Genomic DNA, 17,498 nt, shown 5'->3' on the forward strand with positions numbered 1-17,498 from the left:
ACCATGTTACAAGCGCAGAAAAAGCCGGTACATATTTATATGGAAGCCAACCCCAATCCAAATTCACTGAAATTTGTGGTAAACTTTATGTTAACAGATGATGGGGTAAGCTTTGATTATCCAGATGAGAAGAGCACTGAAAACTCTCCTCTTGCCAAGGAGCTTTTCAACTTTGCGGCGGTAGAGCGAGTATTTATCACCTCTAATTTTGTGACAGTAACCAAGACAGATGATGTGGACTGGCCGGAAATCCAGGATCATATCCGTGAGCATATCAAACAATACTTGGAAGCAGGTAAATCTGCTGTAAATGTAGTTTTGGATAAAGATCCATTGTTTGATGAAACCGATAGTGAGACGGTAAAGAAAATCAAAGGAATCTTGGACGAATACATTCGGCCTGCAGTAGAACAAGATGGAGGAGCAATTATCTTCCACAGTTTTCATGAAGGAACGGTGAAGGTGCTTTTACAGGGTGCTTGTTCAGGTTGTCCTTCTAGTACAGTAACATTGAAAGCGGGGATAGAGAATCTATTGACCAGAATGTTGCCTGATGAGGTAAAAACCGTAGAGGCAGAAGGAATCTAAAAATAAAATTAAACTGTCAAGGTCATTCGTCTCAACGAATGGCCTTTTTTTTGCTTTTTGCAGACAAAGCGCTTGTAACTTATGCTAAGGAAAAACTGGACCTGGACCATATTGGGTGTCACCTGTTTGATAATTCGGTATTTTGCTGTTCGGTTTCCTGAGGATACTGAACATTTTTATTCTAGAAACTTTTTTCCTGTAATACGAAATGTCATTGACATAAGTATTGCACGCTTGCCTTTTCCTACTATCTATTTGTTCTTTTTTGGGCTTTTGATTGCCTTTGGCTATTATCTTTGGAAAATTGGATTGAGGAAAGGTTGGCTGGCCAAGTTGCTTTTTACAGGGAGGTGTACTTTGAATTTTATAGGCTTTCTGGTTTTTTCATTTCTCTTCCTATGGGGTTTTAACTATCAAAGGGTTCCTATCTTTGAACAATTAGACTTAAAACCTAAGGCACTTGAGAAAGAAATATTGGTGCGGGAATTGGAGCTTACCAGAAATATCCTTCACCAACTTCGGCCGCATATTACCGAGGATACCACTGCGATTGGAAGCACTATTCCTTATCAAAACCTGGAAAAGGTAGTTCGGGCAACCATTAGGGAAAACCTCTACATGATGGGACTCAATTTTACAGGAAATCCAAGGACAAAGGAGTTGTATCCCGGAGGATTGTTGAGAAAACTTGGGATATTGGGCATTTATTTTCCCTTTGTGGGGGAGAGCTATATTGACCCGACCATGCACCCTTTGGAGAAGCCATTTACTATTGCCCATGAGATGGCTCACAGTTATGGGGTAACCAATGAAGGTGAGGCCAACTTTATTGGCTGGGTGATTTGCTCCAATAGCGATAATCCACTTTTGCAATATTCTGGTCAGCTCAGACTACTGAGTTATCAACTCAATGACTTGTATCGCCTGGATGCACCAGGTTACCGACAGTTTATTACTACTTTGGATAAGGGACTCAGGAATGATTTGATAGATATTTCAGAGAATCATAGGCAAATTGAAGCGATTTCCTTGGAGCTCAGTAGAAAATCAAATGACCTTTTCTTGAAATCCCAAGGGGTGAAGGCTGGTGTCAAAAGTTACGCCCAATTGCCCATGCTGGCCTACGCGTGGAGGAATAAGCTCAAAGGGATGGAGTAATGTTGTTTTTTTAAACATTTAAGAAGTTTTTAGTTTAGAATAAAAAATTGTTTAGATGAATCGATTCATTTTTGTGACTATCCTGTTTTTCGGGAGTGGGTATAAGTGTTCAAGCGCAAGATTTTGAGGTAGAAAGTGAGCTTGACAAGGACAATAACATTTCATTGATCTGTGATAATAACACTTATGGAGTCTATACACTATTGATCGATGTGCTTCGTCATGATAACTTAGAGCCAAACAGTTCTTTGCCAGCTGTGAAGACCGTCCATCGTGGCAGAACCAAGGTTTTGGAACTGGATAGGATTGACCCTAATCAAGGAGATGGACTCCAATACAGCTATCGGTACTATTAGGGATTTTTCAAATCTAAGCTGCAGGATGTGACTTATGGACTGCCATTTCCAGATCGGAGTTTAGCTAGAGGTGTTGAATTTAGCCATCTCAAAGAATATTTGAACATGGGAGAGCAACCTGAAGGATTTTATGCTGTAGGCTTTTTCTTTGAAGAAGAAACACCTGTTTTGGTGCCAAGAAAAGGGCTTGTAATAGAAGTAACCAATAACCAAGCAAAGATGGCTCAAGACTCAGTGACGGTTTTTTGTTTTTTTTTCCTATTCCCAATCCATACACCTAGTATTACGGCTACGATGCCGATATAATGTCCCGGCAGAAGCACTTCGCCGTCAATCACTCCCCAAGCTATGGCCACAATAGGTATCAGGTAAGTAACCATGCTGGCAAAAACGGGAGTAGCAATTTTGACCAATCCATTGAAGATGATCAGGGCGATGGCGGTGCCCAGCACACCGAGAATGGTCAGGTAGCCTACTGCTAGCAAAGCCCCTTCTTCGTGGACTACTTTCATGGAAAAATCAGTACCGGCCATTAAATAGAGCAGTGCTACTGGAAGCACTAATAATAAAGATATTGCTGTGATCTCAACAGGCTTTAAGGCCACAAACCAATGTTTGATGATGTTTAGATTGATGCCGTAGCAAAGGGTAGCCAGAATGACAAAGAAGGCATAGCCATTGATATCAGCAAAACCACTGAAACTGGATCCTTCTTTGACACTGATCAGGATTACTACTCCAATAAAGGCAATGATCAATCCGAGACTGTTTCTCCCCGTGATTTTGGAGCCAAAGAATAAAGCACCGATAATGACAACAAACAATGGAGTGAGGGCATTGAGTACGCCTGTGATAGAGCTGCTTAACTGGGTTTGGGCTTTTGCAAAAAGAAAGGCAGGGATAAAACTGCCCACCAAACCTGCAACGATGAGGTTGCCTACCTGCTTTTTGTTCAGTTTTTTCAGTCTGGGCAACGAAAGTGGCAAAAGTACCAAGGCGGCAGAAACAATCCTGTAAGCCCCCACTTCTCCGGCAGAAAAGACAACCAGCCCTTTCTTGATTAGGATAAAGGAACTTCCCCATATCAAGGAAAGCAGCATTAGCAATAGCCAGCTACGCAGCGTTTGATCACCAGAAGGGTTGGGAGTCATTTGTTTCGGTTTAATAGGTTATAAAGTCTTCACAAAAGTAAACTTTTCAGGTAACATCAAACAGTTTTATAAAGTTGCTTGCAGAGAAGTTCTTTTAAAAGAAAAAAGGTTGACCAAGCGGCCAACCTCCAATATGTCGCAATGTTCTTTTTTAAATACCTATCCCGCTACGAACTGATAATCAGCAAACTGAACTGCCACCTCATCCAGCACTGCAGCCACTTCATCATAAGTATCAGCGGTAACCATTTGCATTCGGTAGGGCTTAAAATTGGGCATGCCGCGGAAATAGTTGGTGTAATGCCTTCTCATTTCCAGGATTCCTAATTTTTCTCCTTTCCACTTCACAGAAAAGTCCAAATGCTTTTTGGTGATGCGAATTCTTTCATTTAAGTCTGGTGCTGCCAGTTTTTCACCTGTTTCAAAGAAATGCTTGATTTCGTTGAAGATCCAAGGGTAGCCAATGGCTGCACGGCCTATCATCATGCCGTCTACCCCAAATCGGTTTCGGTAGTCCAGGGCCCGCTCAGGGCTGTCGATATCTCCATTTCCAAAAAGAGGAATGTGGATGCGTGGGTTTTCCTTGATTTTGGCCAAATAAGTCCAGTCAGCTTCTCCTTTGTACATTTGTTTTCTGGTGCGGGCATGCACACTGATGGCTTGAATGCCTACATCCTGAAGTCTTTCGACCACCTCCACAATACGGATGGTGTCACTGTCCCAACCCAAACGGGTTTTTACAGTAACGGGAATTTTGACAGCTTTGACAATCTCGGCGGTCATGGCCACCATTTTATCAATATCCAAGAGGATACCAGCTCCAGCACCTTTGCAGGCGACTTTGTTGACTGGGCAGCCATAATTGATGTCCAAGATATCAGGCCCCGCAGCTTCAGCAATAGCTGCTGCTTCCCGCATGGACTCAATTTCATTCCCGAAAATCTGAATTCCAATAGGGCGCTCGTATTCGAAAATATCCAATTTCTGAATACTCTTGGCCGCATCACGGATCAGTCCTTCCGAACTGATAAATTCCGTGTACATCAAGTCTGCACCATTTTCCTTACATACCGCTCTGAATGGCGGATCGCTGACATCTTCCATCGGTGCCAACAGTAAGGGAAATTCTCCTAAGGCTAAGTTTCCTATTTTTACCACAACTGATTTATAATTTTCCCGTAAATTTACCCCAATTATGGAGATTTATAAAACCCAAAGTCAAATTGCTGCAAAACACAACTGGTTATTGTCCCTGGTTGTTCTTGTTTTGATCACTTTTGGCGCACTCGCACTGACTCAAGGAATTGCACTTGTTCTGATCCCATTTTTGTTCAATATCCCTTATAAGGACATCCTGCCCCTGTTTCAGGGAGAACTGGATCATCCCAATGGACGAATGGCCATGCTATTTCTCCAAGGTCTTGGCGGTGGACTGGCTTTTCTTTTAGCTGGATATATTTTTTCCAGGTTTGTAGAAAAAGCAAGTCTCGGATGGGAACAACAGTTTAACCGCGTAAAGTTCAATAGTTTATTGCTGATTTTTCCATTGCTGTTTGGATTTATTTTGTTTGACTCAGCGATAGTGGAGTGGAACATGAATGTCGATTTTCCAGCATTTATGCAAGGATTCGAGGATTTTGCCCGGGAAATGGAGGACCAAGCCATGGCACTGACCAAGTACCTTACTGATTTCGAAACACCTGGGGAGTTTATTTTGGGCTTGCTCGTTATTGGTGTTTTTGCTGGTATTGGTGAAGAATATCTGTTTAGGGGGATTGTACAGCCCAAGTTCCACCTATATACTGGAAGTGCACATTGGGGAGTGTGGATTGCTGCTTTTGTCTTTTCTGCAATCCACTTTCAGTTTTATGGTTTCTTTCCTAGGATGCTTTTAGGGGCGTTGTTTGGCTATTTATACCTGTATTCAGGAAGCTTAGTTTATCCGATGTTGGGACATGTTCTGAATAATTCCTTTACTTTAGTGATGGTGTACTTGAACAAGCTAGGAATGGTAGAGTTTGATATTGAAGAGGCAGATGGGTTTTCTTGGTATGCGGTGCTGTTGGGTTTAGTAATATTTGTATTCTGTATGCGTGTTTTTATTTCCCAAAACAGCAATACCCCTCCTGATGGAAAAGTGGCAGAAAGTATTTGAGTCAGCTATACTTATCCGGGCTGAGATTGTCAAGGGAGTTTTGCTGGAGCATGATATTACCGCCATTGTGCTCAATAAAAAAGAATCAGTTTATCAACTTCATGGAAGTTATCACGTGATGGTTACTTCTGAAAATGCCTTGGAGGCAGTTAATATTATCAAGAATGAGATATCGTTTTAATATATCCAACTACAGTGAGCTGGCACAGCGGATCATTACTGCATTGATTGGAGCGGGGGGAATTGTAGCTGGATGTGTCTATAGTGAGTGGACCTATTTTGTGATCTTTGGAGCCATTTTAGGATTTTCACAAATGGAATTTTATAAGCTTTCGGGACTGGATGGGATGTTGCCTTTGAAGAGTTTTGGTACATTCTTGGGCTTATTGATCTTTATTATGTCCTTTTTGGTGGAGATGCAACACATGGCGGACAAATACTACTTTCTGATATTCCCCATGGTCTCCTTGATCTTTTTTATCAAACTTTATAGGAGATCGGATAAGAAACCTTTTACCGGGATTGCCTATACTTTCTTGGGGATCTTCTATGTGGCAGTACCATTTTCTTTGTTAAATATGGCTGCTTTTTCCGTGGATGGAAGCTTTCATTATGAAATCATAGTTGGGTCATTATTTATTTTGTGGGCAAGTGATAGTGGAGCGTATTTTGCTGGAACAAAATTCGGTAAGACGAAGTTGTTTGAGAGAGTGTCTCCCAAGAAGTCTTGGGAAGGAAGCTTAGGTGGGGCGGCCACGGCTATTGTCACGGCTTATATATTGAGCAGGTATTTTATGGTCATTCCCGAATGGAAATGGTTTTGCATTGGAGGAATCATCATTATAGCGGGAACATATGGAGATCTGATTGAGTCTTTATTTAAGCGAAGTATCGCAATTAAAGATTCTGGGAAAGGACTTCCTGGACATGGTGGATTTATGGATCGATTTGACGGATTGTTATTATCGGCCCCATTTATAGCTGCCTTTTTGAAAATATTTTAAAAAAGGTGTATTGATATTGAAATAGTGTCTAATATTGCATCATAATTAAGTCTCTAAAAAAACCAAACCCAATTATGGCTTACATTGAACCGGCTCCTATAAAGGATAAAGAAAATCCACTGGAGTCAATGATGGAGAGGTTTAACATTGCAGCAGAAAAACTGGGCCTTTCAGAAGAGGTTTACAGTGTGCTCAAAAACCCCGCAAAACAAGTTATTGTTTCATTGCCGATCACCATGGATAATGGCAAGATCAAAGTGTTTGAAGGGATCAGGGTGATCCATTCAAACATTCTGGGGCCTGCTAAAGGCGGTATTCGATTTGCTCCAGATGTGCATATTGACGAAGTAAGGGCCTTGGCGGCTTGGATGACTTGGAAATGTGCGGTGGTAGATATCCCCTATGGTGGTGGTAAAGGTGGTGTAAGGTGTAATCCTAGGGAAATGTCTCCCGGAGAGATCGAACGTTTGGTTAGGGCCTATACCTTGGCGATGATTGATGTGTTTGGTCCAGATAAGGACATTCCGGCTCCTGATATGGGAACTGGTCCAAGAGAAATGGCCTGGTTGATGGATGAATACTCCAAGGCCAGTGGCACCACTGTCAATGCAGTGGTAACCGGCAAGCCTTTGGTATTGGGAGGTTCTTTGGGTCGAACAGAAGCCACCGGTAGAGGTGTAATGGTCTCCGCGTTGGCAGCTATGGAAAAATTAAAGATCAATCCTTTTCAGGCCACTTGTGCGGTACAGGGTTTTGGAAATGTAGGTTCTTGGGCGGCTCTGTTGTTGGAAGAAAGAGGACTGAAAGTAGTTTCTGTTTCTGATATTTCCGGAGCTTATTATAACAGCAACGGAATCAATATTCAGGAAGCTATCAATTATAGAAATGGTAACCTTGGGACTTTGGAAGGGTTTAAAGGAGCTGAAAAGCTTTCTGATCCAGCTGAATTGCTAGAGCTTGAGGTGGATGTATTGGTGCCAGCTGCGGTGGAGGATGTGATTACCAAGAAAAATGTGGACAATATCAAAGCCAAATTGATAGTGGAAGGTGCCAACGGGCCTACCTCTTTCAATGCAGACAAGATTATCAATGAAAAAGGCATCATGGTCGTACCGGATATCTTGGCCAATGCAGGTGGAGTTACGGTTTCCTATTTTGAATGGGTGCAGAATAGACTTGGCTATAAATGGACTGCTGAAAGGGTCAATAGACGTTCCGACCGAATCATGAAAGAGGCTTTTGACCATGTTTATAAGGCGTCTGTCAAATATGATGTGCCTATGCGGATTGCAGCTTATATCGTTGCGATTGACAAAGTAGCACAAACCTATCAATTCCGTGGAGGCTTCTGATAGAAGAAAAGTTTGAAAACATTATTATATTGAGGAGGTAGATAAGAGAAGAAAATTCAATTTGAAAGTAAATCTCCAAAATTGAGTATTTATCCTTAAATTTGCCTCCTTAATTTTAAAATATGACCATACACAAAGAAGGAAGAAAACTATTATTCTGGATGCTGGTGATCCTTACCGGGGTCAATATAGCCGCGCATCAGATTTTGCCAGGACAAGAACTTGTCCTGAACCTCATTCTATTGGCCAGTATTATCATTTATTTGCTGGTTTTGCAGTTCTTTAGAAATCCCAACATTGCTTTGCCGGATGATGAAAGTCTGGTTTATGCACCTGCAGATGGTAAAGTGGTGGTTATTGAAGAAGCAGTGGAAGAAGAGTTTTTGCATGAGAAAAGAAAGCAAATTTCCATCTTTATGTCTCCGGTCAATGTCCATGTGAACAGATCCCCGATCAGTGGTATTGTGGAGTATTTCAAATACCATCCCGGAAAATATATGGTGGCTTGGCATCCAAAGGCCAGCTATGAGAATGAAAGGACAACCATGGTGATCAAGCATGCAAAAAGCGATGTGAAGCTATTGGTGAGGCAGATTGCTGGTGCCGTAGCCAGAAGGATCAAATATTACGTTAAAGAAGGAGAGCCTCTGGTGCAAGGTGGTGAGTTTGGTTTTATCAAGTTTGGCTCGAGGGTGGATGTTTTTGTCCCCTTGGATGCAGAGATACTGGTAAATATTGATGATACGACCAAAGGTGGTGTGACCCCTCTGGCACGATTAAAGTAAAAAGTAGAGCAAGTATTAAGGCTATCCGCCATGGCGGATAGCCTTTTTTGTTTTTAAACAAACTGATGGTTTATTGGCCGCCCAGCGTATATCGTAATCCGAAATTTCCCCGCAGCGCTAGCATTTCATGTCCGTACATTGGAGTGGCTTCCAGCATAACTGAGAATTTGCGATTATTTTGGATCGGCTTGATAGCTAATAGTAAGGGAATTCCAGCACGAATGCCTTCAACGTATTCATAATAGCCAAGCATTAGCCCCCCTGAGATATTGACCCAATCAGACTTTTGAAAATTGTATTGCCCCAATGCCTCAAAACCGAAGCTATTGATCAAGTAGTCGCCTGCAAATAGGCGGCCTTCTCCAAAAAACTTTTTCTCAGGGTTGCTGCCAATCCCTATTTGGGTAAAAGTTCCATTGGTATAAAGTCCTGCTGTTACTTGCGCATTGGCCAGTTGGCTGGTGAAAAATAGAAATCCTAAAAGGATGAAACTTAATTTTAAATAGTACATAATATTTGTGGTTGTTAAAATATATTACAAACCTATTAAAAGAATAGTTAACCTAAAAAAGAATATTAGAAATTTCATTTTTTGGTTAACTTAAAAACACCGTCAGATGTTTCGCGGTATAGGTCAGCTAGAGCTGGAATATGTTTCGTCAATTCCTTGAAAGTACCTTCTTGATCATAAATGACTTCCGGCCTTTCTTTTTGGAAGTCCAAATACACTTCAATCATCTTTTCATGGCTGGAAAAATTGGTCAATACCCTTTTAGAAAGTCTATAGTTAAGAAAAGGGCTTGCGATTTGGGTGTTTTGGTAAGCACTGATTTCGTCACCCAATACAAGAATCTTTTTTCCTTCAGCAGGGGTTGGTTTCTTTAAGGTGTAATTCCAGCTTTTTTCGGGTTGGATTTTATAGATAGCCCAACTGTACCCCACCGCTGGAACAAGGATAAGGAAAGAATAAAGTAAGATGTTAAGTTGCCTCTTGTTAATGAGGTAAATAAAGATTTGGGCAATAAAATAGGTCAAGCCCGGTAATATGACGACCATCTGATAGGGAGTTCTTCTATTGGCAATAAAAATCGACAGTAAGGCAAAAATTGAAAAAAGAATCATCAATTGTTTTTGCTTTTGCTGGTTTACGGTAATGTTTGTCGTGACGGTGCCGATAAGATACCCTATGACCGAAAACAGGATGGGAGCAGCGATTAATGCGGCTAAATCCAGGTAAGTGACATGGGGGTAGCTGGCCGTAATTCTTGTGGCTAATACAAATTCCGTAATAAATTCCTGCAGTCCCCCGATCCAAAAGAAATAAATACAGCAAAGAATTAATGGCTGAAAATAGCCCACCAATGAAAGCACCAGCTGGCTAAATGTAAAACCGCTGACGGAGATGCCTGCCACAATCATAAATGGAAGAAAAACAATCAACGGAAAGTGGAAGCATGCAGCTATACCTCCAAATATTCCTACCAGTAGAACAGATTCTGTGTTTTCCTTATTGATCAATGTTTGGGAAAAGAGCTGTCCCAAAGCCAAAATAATAAAGGTAGTACCCATCAATGCAGGAGATAGCGTGAGCAGATCAAAAGAAAAATGGAATAAGATGATCATGACCATTGCTGGAAGATAGGTATAGTCATCATAAGCCTTATAGGCGATAAAGAGCCTATTGATATAGGTGACCTGGAATAAAATAATGAGCGCAGCCAAGACCTTGTACGTCCACCATGACCTTCCTACGGCCAGATCTATTAACCAATAGATATATGCAGACAAGGGGCCAATATCGTCTACCACATCCAGATACAGAAAATAGCCCGAGCTAAGCCTTTCTCCTACCAGCATCCATGATAGCTCGGGAGTTAGCAAGGGAATATCCATCAACAAATAAGGTAGACTTAAAACAGAGAAAAGAAGGATGATACCTATAATTCTAAATGGGTCATTTATTCTGAAAAAACTTAGCAAGGGAATTATCTCATTGAAGGTTTCGTATTCTAAACGTACGAAATTAAAGGTTAGTCATTTAAATCACTAAATTTGTACGGATAATTATTTAATATGGAAAGCAAGAGACAACAAAAGTATTCAAAGTTAATTCAAAAAGAAATTGGTGAGATCTTCCAGCGGGAGTCTAAGCCCTTGGTAGGAAATGCGATGGTGACAGTGACTAGGGTTTTGATGAGCCCAGACCTGGGAGTGGCCAAAGTATATCTAAGCTTTTTATTGGCCAACAATAAAGAAATGTTGGAGAATATTGATTCCCATAAAAAGGAAATTAGAAGACATTTGGGAAACAGGATTGGGAAATCCGTTCGGGTAGTGCCGGAATTGATTTTTTATCCAGATGACTCTTCTGCATATGCCCAGTATATGGACAAGGTTATAGGTGATCTACATATTCCTGAAGCACCAGAAGAGGAGGATGAAGACGAGGATTGATTTTTCGAAAAAATGATTACCTTTTAAGATCATTTTAGAAAATGAAAAAATAATTGTCTGTTTTAGATCAACCAATTCAGTGAACCTATCCTTTTTTATTGCATCCCGGTATTTTCGAAGCAAAAAGAAAAGAAACTTTATCAATGTTCTTTCATGGATTGCCATGGTAGGAGTGGCAGTAGGTACTACTGCTTTGATCGTGGTGCTTTCTGTTTTTAATGGATTGGAAGATTTGATCAGGGGGCTTTATGGTTCCTTTGATGCGGACTTGAAGATTGAAGCCGGTTTGGGCAAGTCATTTGAAGCGAGTGAAGGCTGGTTAGATAGTCTCAGTAATGTAGAAGGGGTAGCTGTTTTGACAGAAGTAGTGGAAGACAATGCGTTGCTCAAATATGGCGATGACCAGATCATCGTTACCATGAAGGGGGTGACCGATAATTTTTTGGATGACCATCGCTTTAGCACCGGGAATTTAATCGGAGATAAAACTTTAGGGACTGATTTGGTGCCGAAGGCTATTGTGGGCCGAGGTGTTGGTTATTTTTTAGGCATAGATCCAAAAAACGAATTTGAAAAATTAAGGGTGTATTACCCTAAGGCTCCACGGGCAGGTACATTAGACCCAAGGCAGATGTACAATTCTGGCATTTTGGGATTTGGAAGCTTTTACAGCGTCGAGAAGAAGTTTGATGACAATTATGTAGTGGTTCCCTTGTCTTTTGCCGTGGATGTGATGGATTATGGGGATAAGAGAACTTCTTTGGAAGTTATGGTAAGTGAAGGTCAGGATGTGGAAAAAGTAAAAGGTAGATTGAGGGCGATTCTGGGAGATGCTTTTACCATAAAAAACAAAGACGAGCAACATGCCGGCTTGATCAGGGCCATTAGAATAGAAAAGTTATTTGTTTTCATCACGCTTACTTTTATCCTAGCAGTAGCTTCCTTTAATATTTTCTTTTCACTGAGTATGTTGGCCATTGAAAAGAAAAAAGATATCGCGGTCATGTTGGCGATGGGGGCTACTGAAAAACTTATTCGTTCCATTTATGTCAAACAAGGAGCGATCATTGCATTTTCTGGTGCCTTGATTGGCTTGGTATTAGGCTACCTTTTGTGCTGGCTGCAGCAGAGTTTTGGCTTAGTTTCTTTAGGCGTAAGTTCTTCTGTGGTCAACAGCTATCCAGTTGAAATCATTTGGACGGACTTTGTCTGGACGAGCTTGAGTGTACTTATGATTACTTTTTTAGCTTCCTATAGGCCTGCTACTATTGCTACAAAAGTCAATACCATAGAGCATTTATAAAATAAGGCCAGATAAAATGTCTAGGATTTTACCTGGCCTTTATTGATGCTTTTTGTTAGTGCTTAATAGGAGAAGGTCTTTTCAAACTCCAGTCTGGCCAACCTATACTCTTTGTTGTACTGTCCTAACACAACCATTTCATTTTTGGAAACCTGCTTGCAGGCAGAAGGCTTGGTCAGGATGTTGATGTTTTGGGAGAGTGAGAGGGCTTCTTTTTTGATCTTACCATTCCAATCCAATTCTACCAAAGCTACCAAGACATCCTTTTGTGGAGCTTTGGGGTTGAAAAGTACGGGTTCACAGACTCCATTACACAAATTCTCAGGATTGTCATTGAAGACCAAATAGACTTTGTCGTGCATTACAGCGGTGGCATAGGATGAAAAGGAGTTATAGCCCCCCATAGCGATTTGGTTTTTCTGGATTTCTTCCGTCCACATTACTTGCCCGTCGGGATCAATACTGATGACTGCAATGTTATTGTAGCTGATTTTGTTGGAATGTCTAGCAGATCGAGGACTATTGCCTGCCATCATGGTCGCTTGCTCGGCGATAAGTATTGCACCGCCATCGTTTCGCATAACAATGTCGTTTAAATTGTAAGCAAAAATCCCAAGTTGCTTCTCCTGTTTACTTATTTTTTTGTTGGTTTCACTGGTCACAGTCACTGGGTCGAATTCCTTAAAACTTATTTGTTTTGGGAGTTCGTTTGAGGAATCTAAAGTCATAAAGTAGCTGCCCACTGAATTGGATGCTTTTTCATCCTGGTAAAGTCCGGCACAGACCAATTCGTTCTCCAGATTGGTGGCTATTTGCATTTTGGTGAGGAATTTCCCTTTTATTTCAGGCGAAAAGATTTGCGTCTTTTTACCCTGGTTTTTGATGGCCAAAATTTGGTAATGGTAATTGGGTTCCCAGAATTTTTCAAGGTCTCCATTTTTTTTAACGTGCTTTGTCAAAACATACACGTCTCCTTTTGGACTCAGGTGATAGTTTTCTAGAAGACAGTGGCCATGCTCTAACTCACTGGTATAATCAATGGCCCACTGGGTGTTGAGATGTCGGTCAAGAACCTGGAAGGAAAGCAATTCGTTTTTACTTTTTGGATTCGAAAGAATATGGGACACAAGGAGCATCGAGCCGTCTGCGGATGATTTAATATTGAAGCTTGGACTATCGTAAGCTGGGCCGTCATAATTAAGGGACTGGATTGCCAGTACTTCATTTTCCAAGGAAAGAGTGGTTTTGTTAATCTTTTGAGCCAAAAGAACTTTGGTTTTTGTTCCCCTTTCCAATGTGCTATAGAGACAATAGAGGTTGTCTCCCAGTTCAATTATCCTTTCAAATTGAGCTGGATGATCGGTGCTCGTTACCTTAAGTTCCCTGAATTGGCTGAGTTCCATTTGCTTGTTGTAGCGTTCAAGAATAGGGAAATCATGGATGTTTCTTAATTCATCTTTAAGACTAACTTTGGTGATGTAAGTTCCTTGATCATCGCTGCCAACGATTTGACTGGGCATCATGTTGTTTTTCACATAGTTTTGACTGCCAAGATGAATGTTGGCTTGTGTTCCCGGTACTTGTTGGGAATAGGATGGAAGGCATAGCATGATCGCTGTACCAAGGGTGAGTAGGGTCTTTTTCATAAGCGGGTGAATTTCAGGCAAATATCCGAATGAAATAAGTGAAATACAAAAAAGTGTATTTAAAAGATGTAATCGTATATTTGTTGTAATTATCAGGAAGAAATGACGGGATGAACGGATTTAAAATTTTGAAATCTTAAATCGATCCAGAATATTTTACTGTTGAAGTAAATCGTTTTAGATCACATGAATGGGTAAAAAAATATCATAATTAGGTAGTTTGTTTACATAATTGGTCTTTTCGTTTTTTATCAACTTCGCTCAACTGCTGATTGTTTTAAATAAATAGTCTGATATTCTATTACTGTATTAAGGAAGCTGCAGGATCTTAGTAAAATAGCTTTATAGATATGGCAAAAAATCCCTTTTTTCTTTTCTTTTTTCTATTAAAAATTCAAATAATTATTTACTTTGCAAGCTAGTATATTTTAGAAAATTACTTCCCTACAAGTTGTTTTGGTAAGTAGTATTGTAAAAAGTGTTATGAAAGTTTCTCCGGAGAAGCCATTTGAGATTGTTTATTCTCTTTTTAGCCATGAATACTTGGGAATCCTTTTCGAGTCTTTTGTAATTCAATTGGACGAAAAGGGAAGGCTTTCTTTTGCCTATCAAAATATTGCCTCGCAGAATGCGAGAGAGTTTGCCAGTGGGCTAGATGAGGATGATTATGAGTTGATCAAGCTGATGGATAGCATGCAGCATGATGCTATCGTAAAACAATTCAATACCAAGAAGCTGAAGCCAAAAGAATACCTTACCAGGGTTTATGACACGAGCAGTGAAACTACCGCCAATACTGAAATTAGGAAGCTCATTGAACTTAAACTGGAGAGTGCCCGCTCGAAGATTCTAGAGAAAATAAAAGGAAAGAGACTCTTTGAAATGGGCAATGATGGAAATCCTATTTGGAAAGAAATCAATGTGATGCCTCAAATGGCTTCGGTGCTTTTTCACTTCAGAAGAAATGAGGACAATACCCATTATTTTCCGACTTTAAAATATGACGGGGAAAAGCTGGATTGGCAATATAAAGGAGGGTACTTGATTTGTGAGAAGCCGGCTTGGCTTGTGGTGAACGGGAATCTTTATAATTTTGAAAAGGGTGTTGATGGTAAGAAACTAAAACCTTTTTTAAACAAAAAGTTTATTGTTATTCCTAAAAACGTAGAGCAATCCTATTATCAAAAGTTTATCACCCAGTTGGTGGCCTCCTTTGATGTGTATGCCAAAGGCTTTGATATCAAGGTGCAGCGCAGTCAGCCAGAGGCATTGCTAAGTTTAAGTGATCTTCCGGGAAGTGGCGGCAATACCGATTTGTTTGGCAATACCCAAGAATCCATTGAGGAAGATAAAATAGTATTTGATCTAAAGTTCCAATACGGCAATTATTCATTTAGATCTGAAGAGAAGAAATCCAATAATGTTGAGTTGGAACAAAAAGGGGACAATTATGTTTTCCATAAAGTTATTCGTGACCTTGAGAGGGAAAAATCCTATGGCGATTATTTGAAAAACCTAGGCTTGCCCGTTAGGACTTCGCGCTTTTCTCTGGGTAAGTCCAAGGCCTTTGATTGGTTGAACTCCAATCGGGAAGCCTTGGAAGACATGGGGGTGAAAATACTCCAAAACCAGAGTGCTAAGGGTAAGAAATACTTTATCGGTAATGCTTCTATCAAAGTGGAAGTCAAAGAAAATATAGACTGGTTTGATGTCAATGCCATCATCAGCTTTGGAAGCTATGAAGTGCCGTTTTCCCAAATCAGAAAGCTATTGGTAAAAGGAAAGTCTGAGTTTGAGCTGCCCAATGGGGAAATAGCCGTGATTCCAGATTCTTGGTTTGTGAATTACTCGGAGATTTTCTCTTTCTTGGAGAGCGGTGAGCAGCAGCAGGATAATATGATGTTGAAAAAGCACCACATTGCCCTGGCCCAAGAACTACAAAAAGGTAACCTTATTGATTTGACCTTAAGCCGCAAGCTGGAGAAGTTGAAGGATTTTTCCGAAATGGAATCCTATGAGCTTTCTAAACATTTTAAAGGTACACTGAGACCTTACCAAAAGGCTGGGTACGATTGGTTGAGGTTCCTGAATGAATATAATTTTGGGGGCTGTTTGGCTGACGATATGGGGCTGGGTAAGACCGTTCAGACTTTGGCTATGTTGGCTCATGAGAAAGAAAGAACAGAAGGCGCTACTTCACTTTTGGTGATGCCAACATCTTTGATCTATAACTGGGAAGTGGAAGCCCGTAAGTTTACGCCAAAATTGAAAATTCTGGTTTACACTGGTTCCCAAAGGATCAAGGATAGCAGTCGTTTTTCCAAGTATGACCTGGTGTTGACTTCATATGGGATCACCCGTTTGGATGTAGATATTCTAAAGGGCTTTTATTTCAATTACATCATTTTAGATGAGTCTCAGGCCATCAAGAACCCTGGAAGTATTATCTCGAAGGCGGTTAATCAATTGGTATGTAAGCACCGATTGATTCTGACCGGTACTCCGGTGGAGAATGGTACCATGGATTTGTGGTCCCAAATGAATTTTGTGAACCAAGGCTTGTTGGGAACTCAGGGCATGTTTAAAAAGCAATTCCTGCAACCCATTGAGAAGAAAAATGACATGGACAAAGCTGCCAAGTTGCATGCCATGATCAAGCCTTTTGTGCTTAGGAGACTCAAAACTCAGGTGGCTACTGATTTGCCTGAAAAGGTGATCAACGTAAAATACTCGAACATGACTTCGGAGCAGGAAAAAGCTTACGAGGAGGTAAAAGGGTATTATCGTGAAAAAATTGTCCAGGAGATGAGCATTCCAGGCATGAACCGTCAGGCATTTACCTTGTTGAGAGGTTTGACCCAACTGCGGCAAATTGCCAATCACCCTCGTTTGACTGATGCTGCCTATACGGGTGATTCCGGTAAAATGGAGGATATTACCCATATGCTGGATTCCACGGTTCGGGAAGGACACAAGGTTTTGGTGTTTAGCCAATTTGTGAAGCATTTGGCCATTGTCAAAGAGTATTTGGATGAGAGCAAAATACCTTATGCATATTTGGACGGAACAACTAAGGACCGGCAAGCGCAGGTCAATGCTTTCCAAGAAAATGATAAGGTAAAAATCTTCTTGATTTCATTAAAGGCTGGTGGTGTTGGACTGAACCTGACCAAGGCTGAATATGTATTTTTGTTGGATCCATGGTGGAATCCTGCAGTAGAAGCGCAAGCCATAGACAGGGCACACAGGATCGGACAAGAAAACAAGGTGATTATCTATAAGTTCATTACACACAATACCGTAGAGGAAAAAATCATGGCCCTTCAAGAGAGGAAGATGGCTTTGGCTGGGGAGTTGATCAGTACAGAAGAGAGCTTTATGAAGAGCCTAAATAAAGAAGATATTGAAGCATTGCTGGCCTAGGCAATGCTTCTTGATTTTTTTAATGTTATTAAGAAATGAGGTTTTTTATAAACTTTTATAATATTAATGGCTTATAGATAATTTATCCATATTTTTAGGCTGTTATAATTAGTATTACCAAAA

General features: G+C 40.7%; 16 protein-coding genes. 11 read left to right on the forward strand and 5 right to left on the reverse strand.

Going from position 1 to position 17,498, the window contains the following annotated elements; translation table 11 throughout:
* The first annotated feature begins 3 nt into the window (after positions 1-3).
* The 3 genes from IFO69_RS12770 (at position 4) to IFO69_RS12780 (ending at position 2,102) form a co-directional block, all read left to right on the forward strand.
* Positions 4-588, forward strand: coding sequence for a NifU family protein (locus IFO69_RS12770; RefSeq protein WP_192010511.1), 585 nt, complete (start codon positions 4-6; stop codon positions 586-588).
* Between the two features lie 81 nt (positions 589-669).
* The gene (locus tag IFO69_RS12775; RefSeq protein ID WP_192010512.1) at positions 670-1,746 is read left to right on the forward strand and encodes a DUF3810 domain-containing protein; all 1,077 of its coding nucleotides are present in this window, start codon (positions 670-672) and stop codon (positions 1,744-1,746) included.
* A 95-nt stretch (positions 1,747-1,841) separates the two neighbouring features.
* Positions 1,842-2,102 (forward strand): hypothetical protein, encoded by a 261-nt coding sequence (locus IFO69_RS12780; protein WP_192010513.1) that lies wholly within the window; start codon positions 1,842-1,844, stop codon positions 2,100-2,102.
* Between the two features lie 224 nt (positions 2,103-2,326).
* Here the strand turns inward: IFO69_RS12780 and IFO69_RS12785 are convergent, their stop codons facing one another.
* Together IFO69_RS12785 and dusB are read right to left on the reverse strand one after the other, a co-directional pair.
* A complete protein-coding gene (locus IFO69_RS12785) occupies positions 2,327-3,253 on the reverse strand; it encodes a DMT family transporter (protein WP_192010514.1) in 927 nt (308 codons plus the stop codon).
* Positions 3,254-3,412: 159 nt separating this feature from the next.
* The gene (gene dusB / locus IFO69_RS12790) at positions 3,413-4,411 is read right to left on the reverse strand and encodes a tRNA dihydrouridine synthase DusB (RefSeq protein ID WP_192010515.1); all 999 of its coding nucleotides are present in this window, start codon (positions 4,409-4,411) and stop codon (positions 3,413-3,415) included.
* A 37-nt stretch (positions 4,412-4,448) separates the two neighbouring features.
* On the opposite strand from dusB, the gene IFO69_RS12795 reads away from it, so the two are divergent.
* The 5 genes from IFO69_RS12795 (at position 4,449) to IFO69_RS12815 (ending at position 8,549) form a co-directional block, all read left to right on the forward strand.
* Complete coding sequence (locus tag IFO69_RS12795; protein ID WP_192010516.1) at positions 4,449-5,408, forward strand: CPBP family intramembrane glutamic endopeptidase; 960 nt, start codon at positions 4,449-4,451, stop codon at positions 5,406-5,408.
* The gene (locus IFO69_RS12800) at positions 5,383-5,589 is read left to right on the forward strand and encodes a DUF2007 domain-containing protein (protein ID WP_192010517.1); all 207 of its coding nucleotides are present in this window, start codon (positions 5,383-5,385) and stop codon (positions 5,587-5,589) included. The genes IFO69_RS12795 and IFO69_RS12800 overlap by 26 nt, the downstream gene beginning before the upstream one ends.
* The gene (locus IFO69_RS12805) at positions 5,573-6,412 is read left to right on the forward strand and encodes a phosphatidate cytidylyltransferase (protein WP_192010518.1); all 840 of its coding nucleotides are present in this window, start codon (positions 5,573-5,575) and stop codon (positions 6,410-6,412) included. Before IFO69_RS12800 ends, IFO69_RS12805 begins: the two co-directional genes overlap by 17 nt.
* A 74-nt stretch (positions 6,413-6,486) precedes the next feature.
* Positions 6,487-7,764 (forward strand): Glu/Leu/Phe/Val family dehydrogenase, encoded by a 1,278-nt coding sequence (locus IFO69_RS12810; protein WP_192010519.1) that lies wholly within the window; start codon positions 6,487-6,489, stop codon positions 7,762-7,764.
* A gap of 122 nt (positions 7,765-7,886) precedes the next feature.
* Positions 7,887-8,549: a phosphatidylserine decarboxylase family protein gene (locus IFO69_RS12815; protein WP_192010520.1), complete on the forward strand. Its 663-nt coding sequence runs from the start codon at positions 7,887-7,889 to the stop codon at positions 8,547-8,549.
* A 70-nt stretch (positions 8,550-8,619) separates the two neighbouring features.
* Here IFO69_RS12815 and IFO69_RS12820 read toward each other — a convergent pair whose 3' ends face one another.
* Both IFO69_RS12820 and IFO69_RS12825 read right to left on the reverse strand, forming a co-directional pair.
* On the reverse strand, positions 8,620-9,060 hold the full coding sequence (locus tag IFO69_RS12820) for a hypothetical protein (protein WP_192010521.1): 441 nt from the start codon (positions 9,058-9,060) through the stop codon (positions 8,620-8,622).
* Positions 9,061-9,134: 74 nt separating this feature from the next.
* The gene (locus tag IFO69_RS12825) at positions 9,135-10,442 is read right to left on the reverse strand and encodes a hypothetical protein (RefSeq protein ID WP_225444127.1); all 1,308 of its coding nucleotides are present in this window, start codon (positions 10,440-10,442) and stop codon (positions 9,135-9,137) included.
* A 180-nt stretch (positions 10,443-10,622) separates the two neighbouring features.
* On the opposite strand from IFO69_RS12825, the gene rbfA reads away from it, so the two are divergent.
* Together rbfA and IFO69_RS12835 are read left to right on the forward strand one after the other, a co-directional pair.
* Complete coding sequence (gene rbfA, locus IFO69_RS12830; protein WP_192010523.1) at positions 10,623-11,003, forward strand: 30S ribosome-binding factor RbfA; 381 nt, start codon at positions 10,623-10,625, stop codon at positions 11,001-11,003.
* Between the two features lie 79 nt (positions 11,004-11,082).
* The gene (locus IFO69_RS12835) at positions 11,083-12,306 is read left to right on the forward strand and encodes an FtsX-like permease family protein (protein ID WP_192010524.1); all 1,224 of its coding nucleotides are present in this window, start codon (positions 11,083-11,085) and stop codon (positions 12,304-12,306) included.
* 62 nt (positions 12,307-12,368) lie between these two features.
* On the opposite strand, the gene IFO69_RS12840 is transcribed toward IFO69_RS12835, so the two are convergent.
* Positions 12,369-13,952, reverse strand: coding sequence for a hypothetical protein (locus IFO69_RS12840; protein WP_192010525.1), 1,584 nt, complete (start codon positions 13,950-13,952; stop codon positions 12,369-12,371).
* Positions 13,953-14,435: 483 nt separating this feature from the next.
* Here IFO69_RS12840 and IFO69_RS12845 point away from each other — a divergent pair, with 483 nt between their 5' ends.
* Positions 14,436-17,375 (forward strand): DEAD/DEAH box helicase, encoded by a 2,940-nt coding sequence (locus IFO69_RS12845; protein WP_192010526.1) that lies wholly within the window; start codon positions 14,436-14,438, stop codon positions 17,373-17,375.
* Positions 17,376-17,498: the final 123 nt, after the last annotated feature.

The sequence above is a fragment of the Echinicola arenosa genome, from assembly GCF_014841125.1.
Taxonomy (GTDB): Bacteria; Bacteroidota; Bacteroidia; order Cytophagales; family Cyclobacteriaceae; genus Echinicola; species Echinicola arenosa.

Excerpts from the sequence above, each read along its gene's own strand:
- IFO69_RS12770 (WP_192010511.1), top strand. The coding sequence starts at position 4 with ATGTTACAAGCGCAGAAAAAGCCGGTACATATTTATATGGAAGCCAAC.
- IFO69_RS12775 (WP_192010512.1), top strand. The coding sequence starts at position 670 with ATGCTAAGGAAAAACTGGACCTGGACCATATTGGGTGTCACCTGTTTG.
- IFO69_RS12785 (WP_192010514.1), bottom strand. The coding sequence starts at position 3,253 with ATGACTCCCAACCCTTCTGGTGATCAAACGCTGCGTAGCTGGCTATTG.
- IFO69_RS12795 (WP_192010516.1), top strand. The coding sequence starts at position 4,449 with ATGGAGATTTATAAAACCCAAAGTCAAATTGCTGCAAAACACAACTGG.
- IFO69_RS12800 (WP_192010517.1), top strand. The coding sequence starts at position 5,383 with ATGGAAAAGTGGCAGAAAGTATTTGAGTCAGCTATACTTATCCGGGCT.
- IFO69_RS12805 (WP_192010518.1), top strand. The coding sequence starts at position 5,573 with ATGAGATATCGTTTTAATATATCCAACTACAGTGAGCTGGCACAGCGG.
- IFO69_RS12810 (WP_192010519.1), top strand. The coding sequence starts at position 6,487 with ATGGCTTACATTGAACCGGCTCCTATAAAGGATAAAGAAAATCCACTG.
- IFO69_RS12815 (WP_192010520.1), top strand. The coding sequence starts at position 7,887 with ATGACCATACACAAAGAAGGAAGAAAACTATTATTCTGGATGCTGGTG.
- IFO69_RS12820 (WP_192010521.1), bottom strand. The coding sequence starts at position 9,060 with ATGTACTATTTAAAATTAAGTTTCATCCTTTTAGGATTTCTATTTTTC.
- IFO69_RS12825 (WP_225444127.1), bottom strand. The coding sequence starts at position 10,442 with ATGGATATTCCCTTGCTAACTCCCGAGCTATCATGGATGCTGGTAGGA.
- rbfA (WP_192010523.1), top strand. The coding sequence starts at position 10,623 with ATGGAAAGCAAGAGACAACAAAAGTATTCAAAGTTAATTCAAAAAGAA.
- IFO69_RS12840 (WP_192010525.1), bottom strand. The coding sequence starts at position 13,952 with ATGAAAAAGACCCTACTCACCCTTGGTACAGCGATCATGCTATGCCTT.
- IFO69_RS12845 (WP_192010526.1), top strand. The coding sequence starts at position 14,436 with ATGAAAGTTTCTCCGGAGAAGCCATTTGAGATTGTTTATTCTCTTTTT.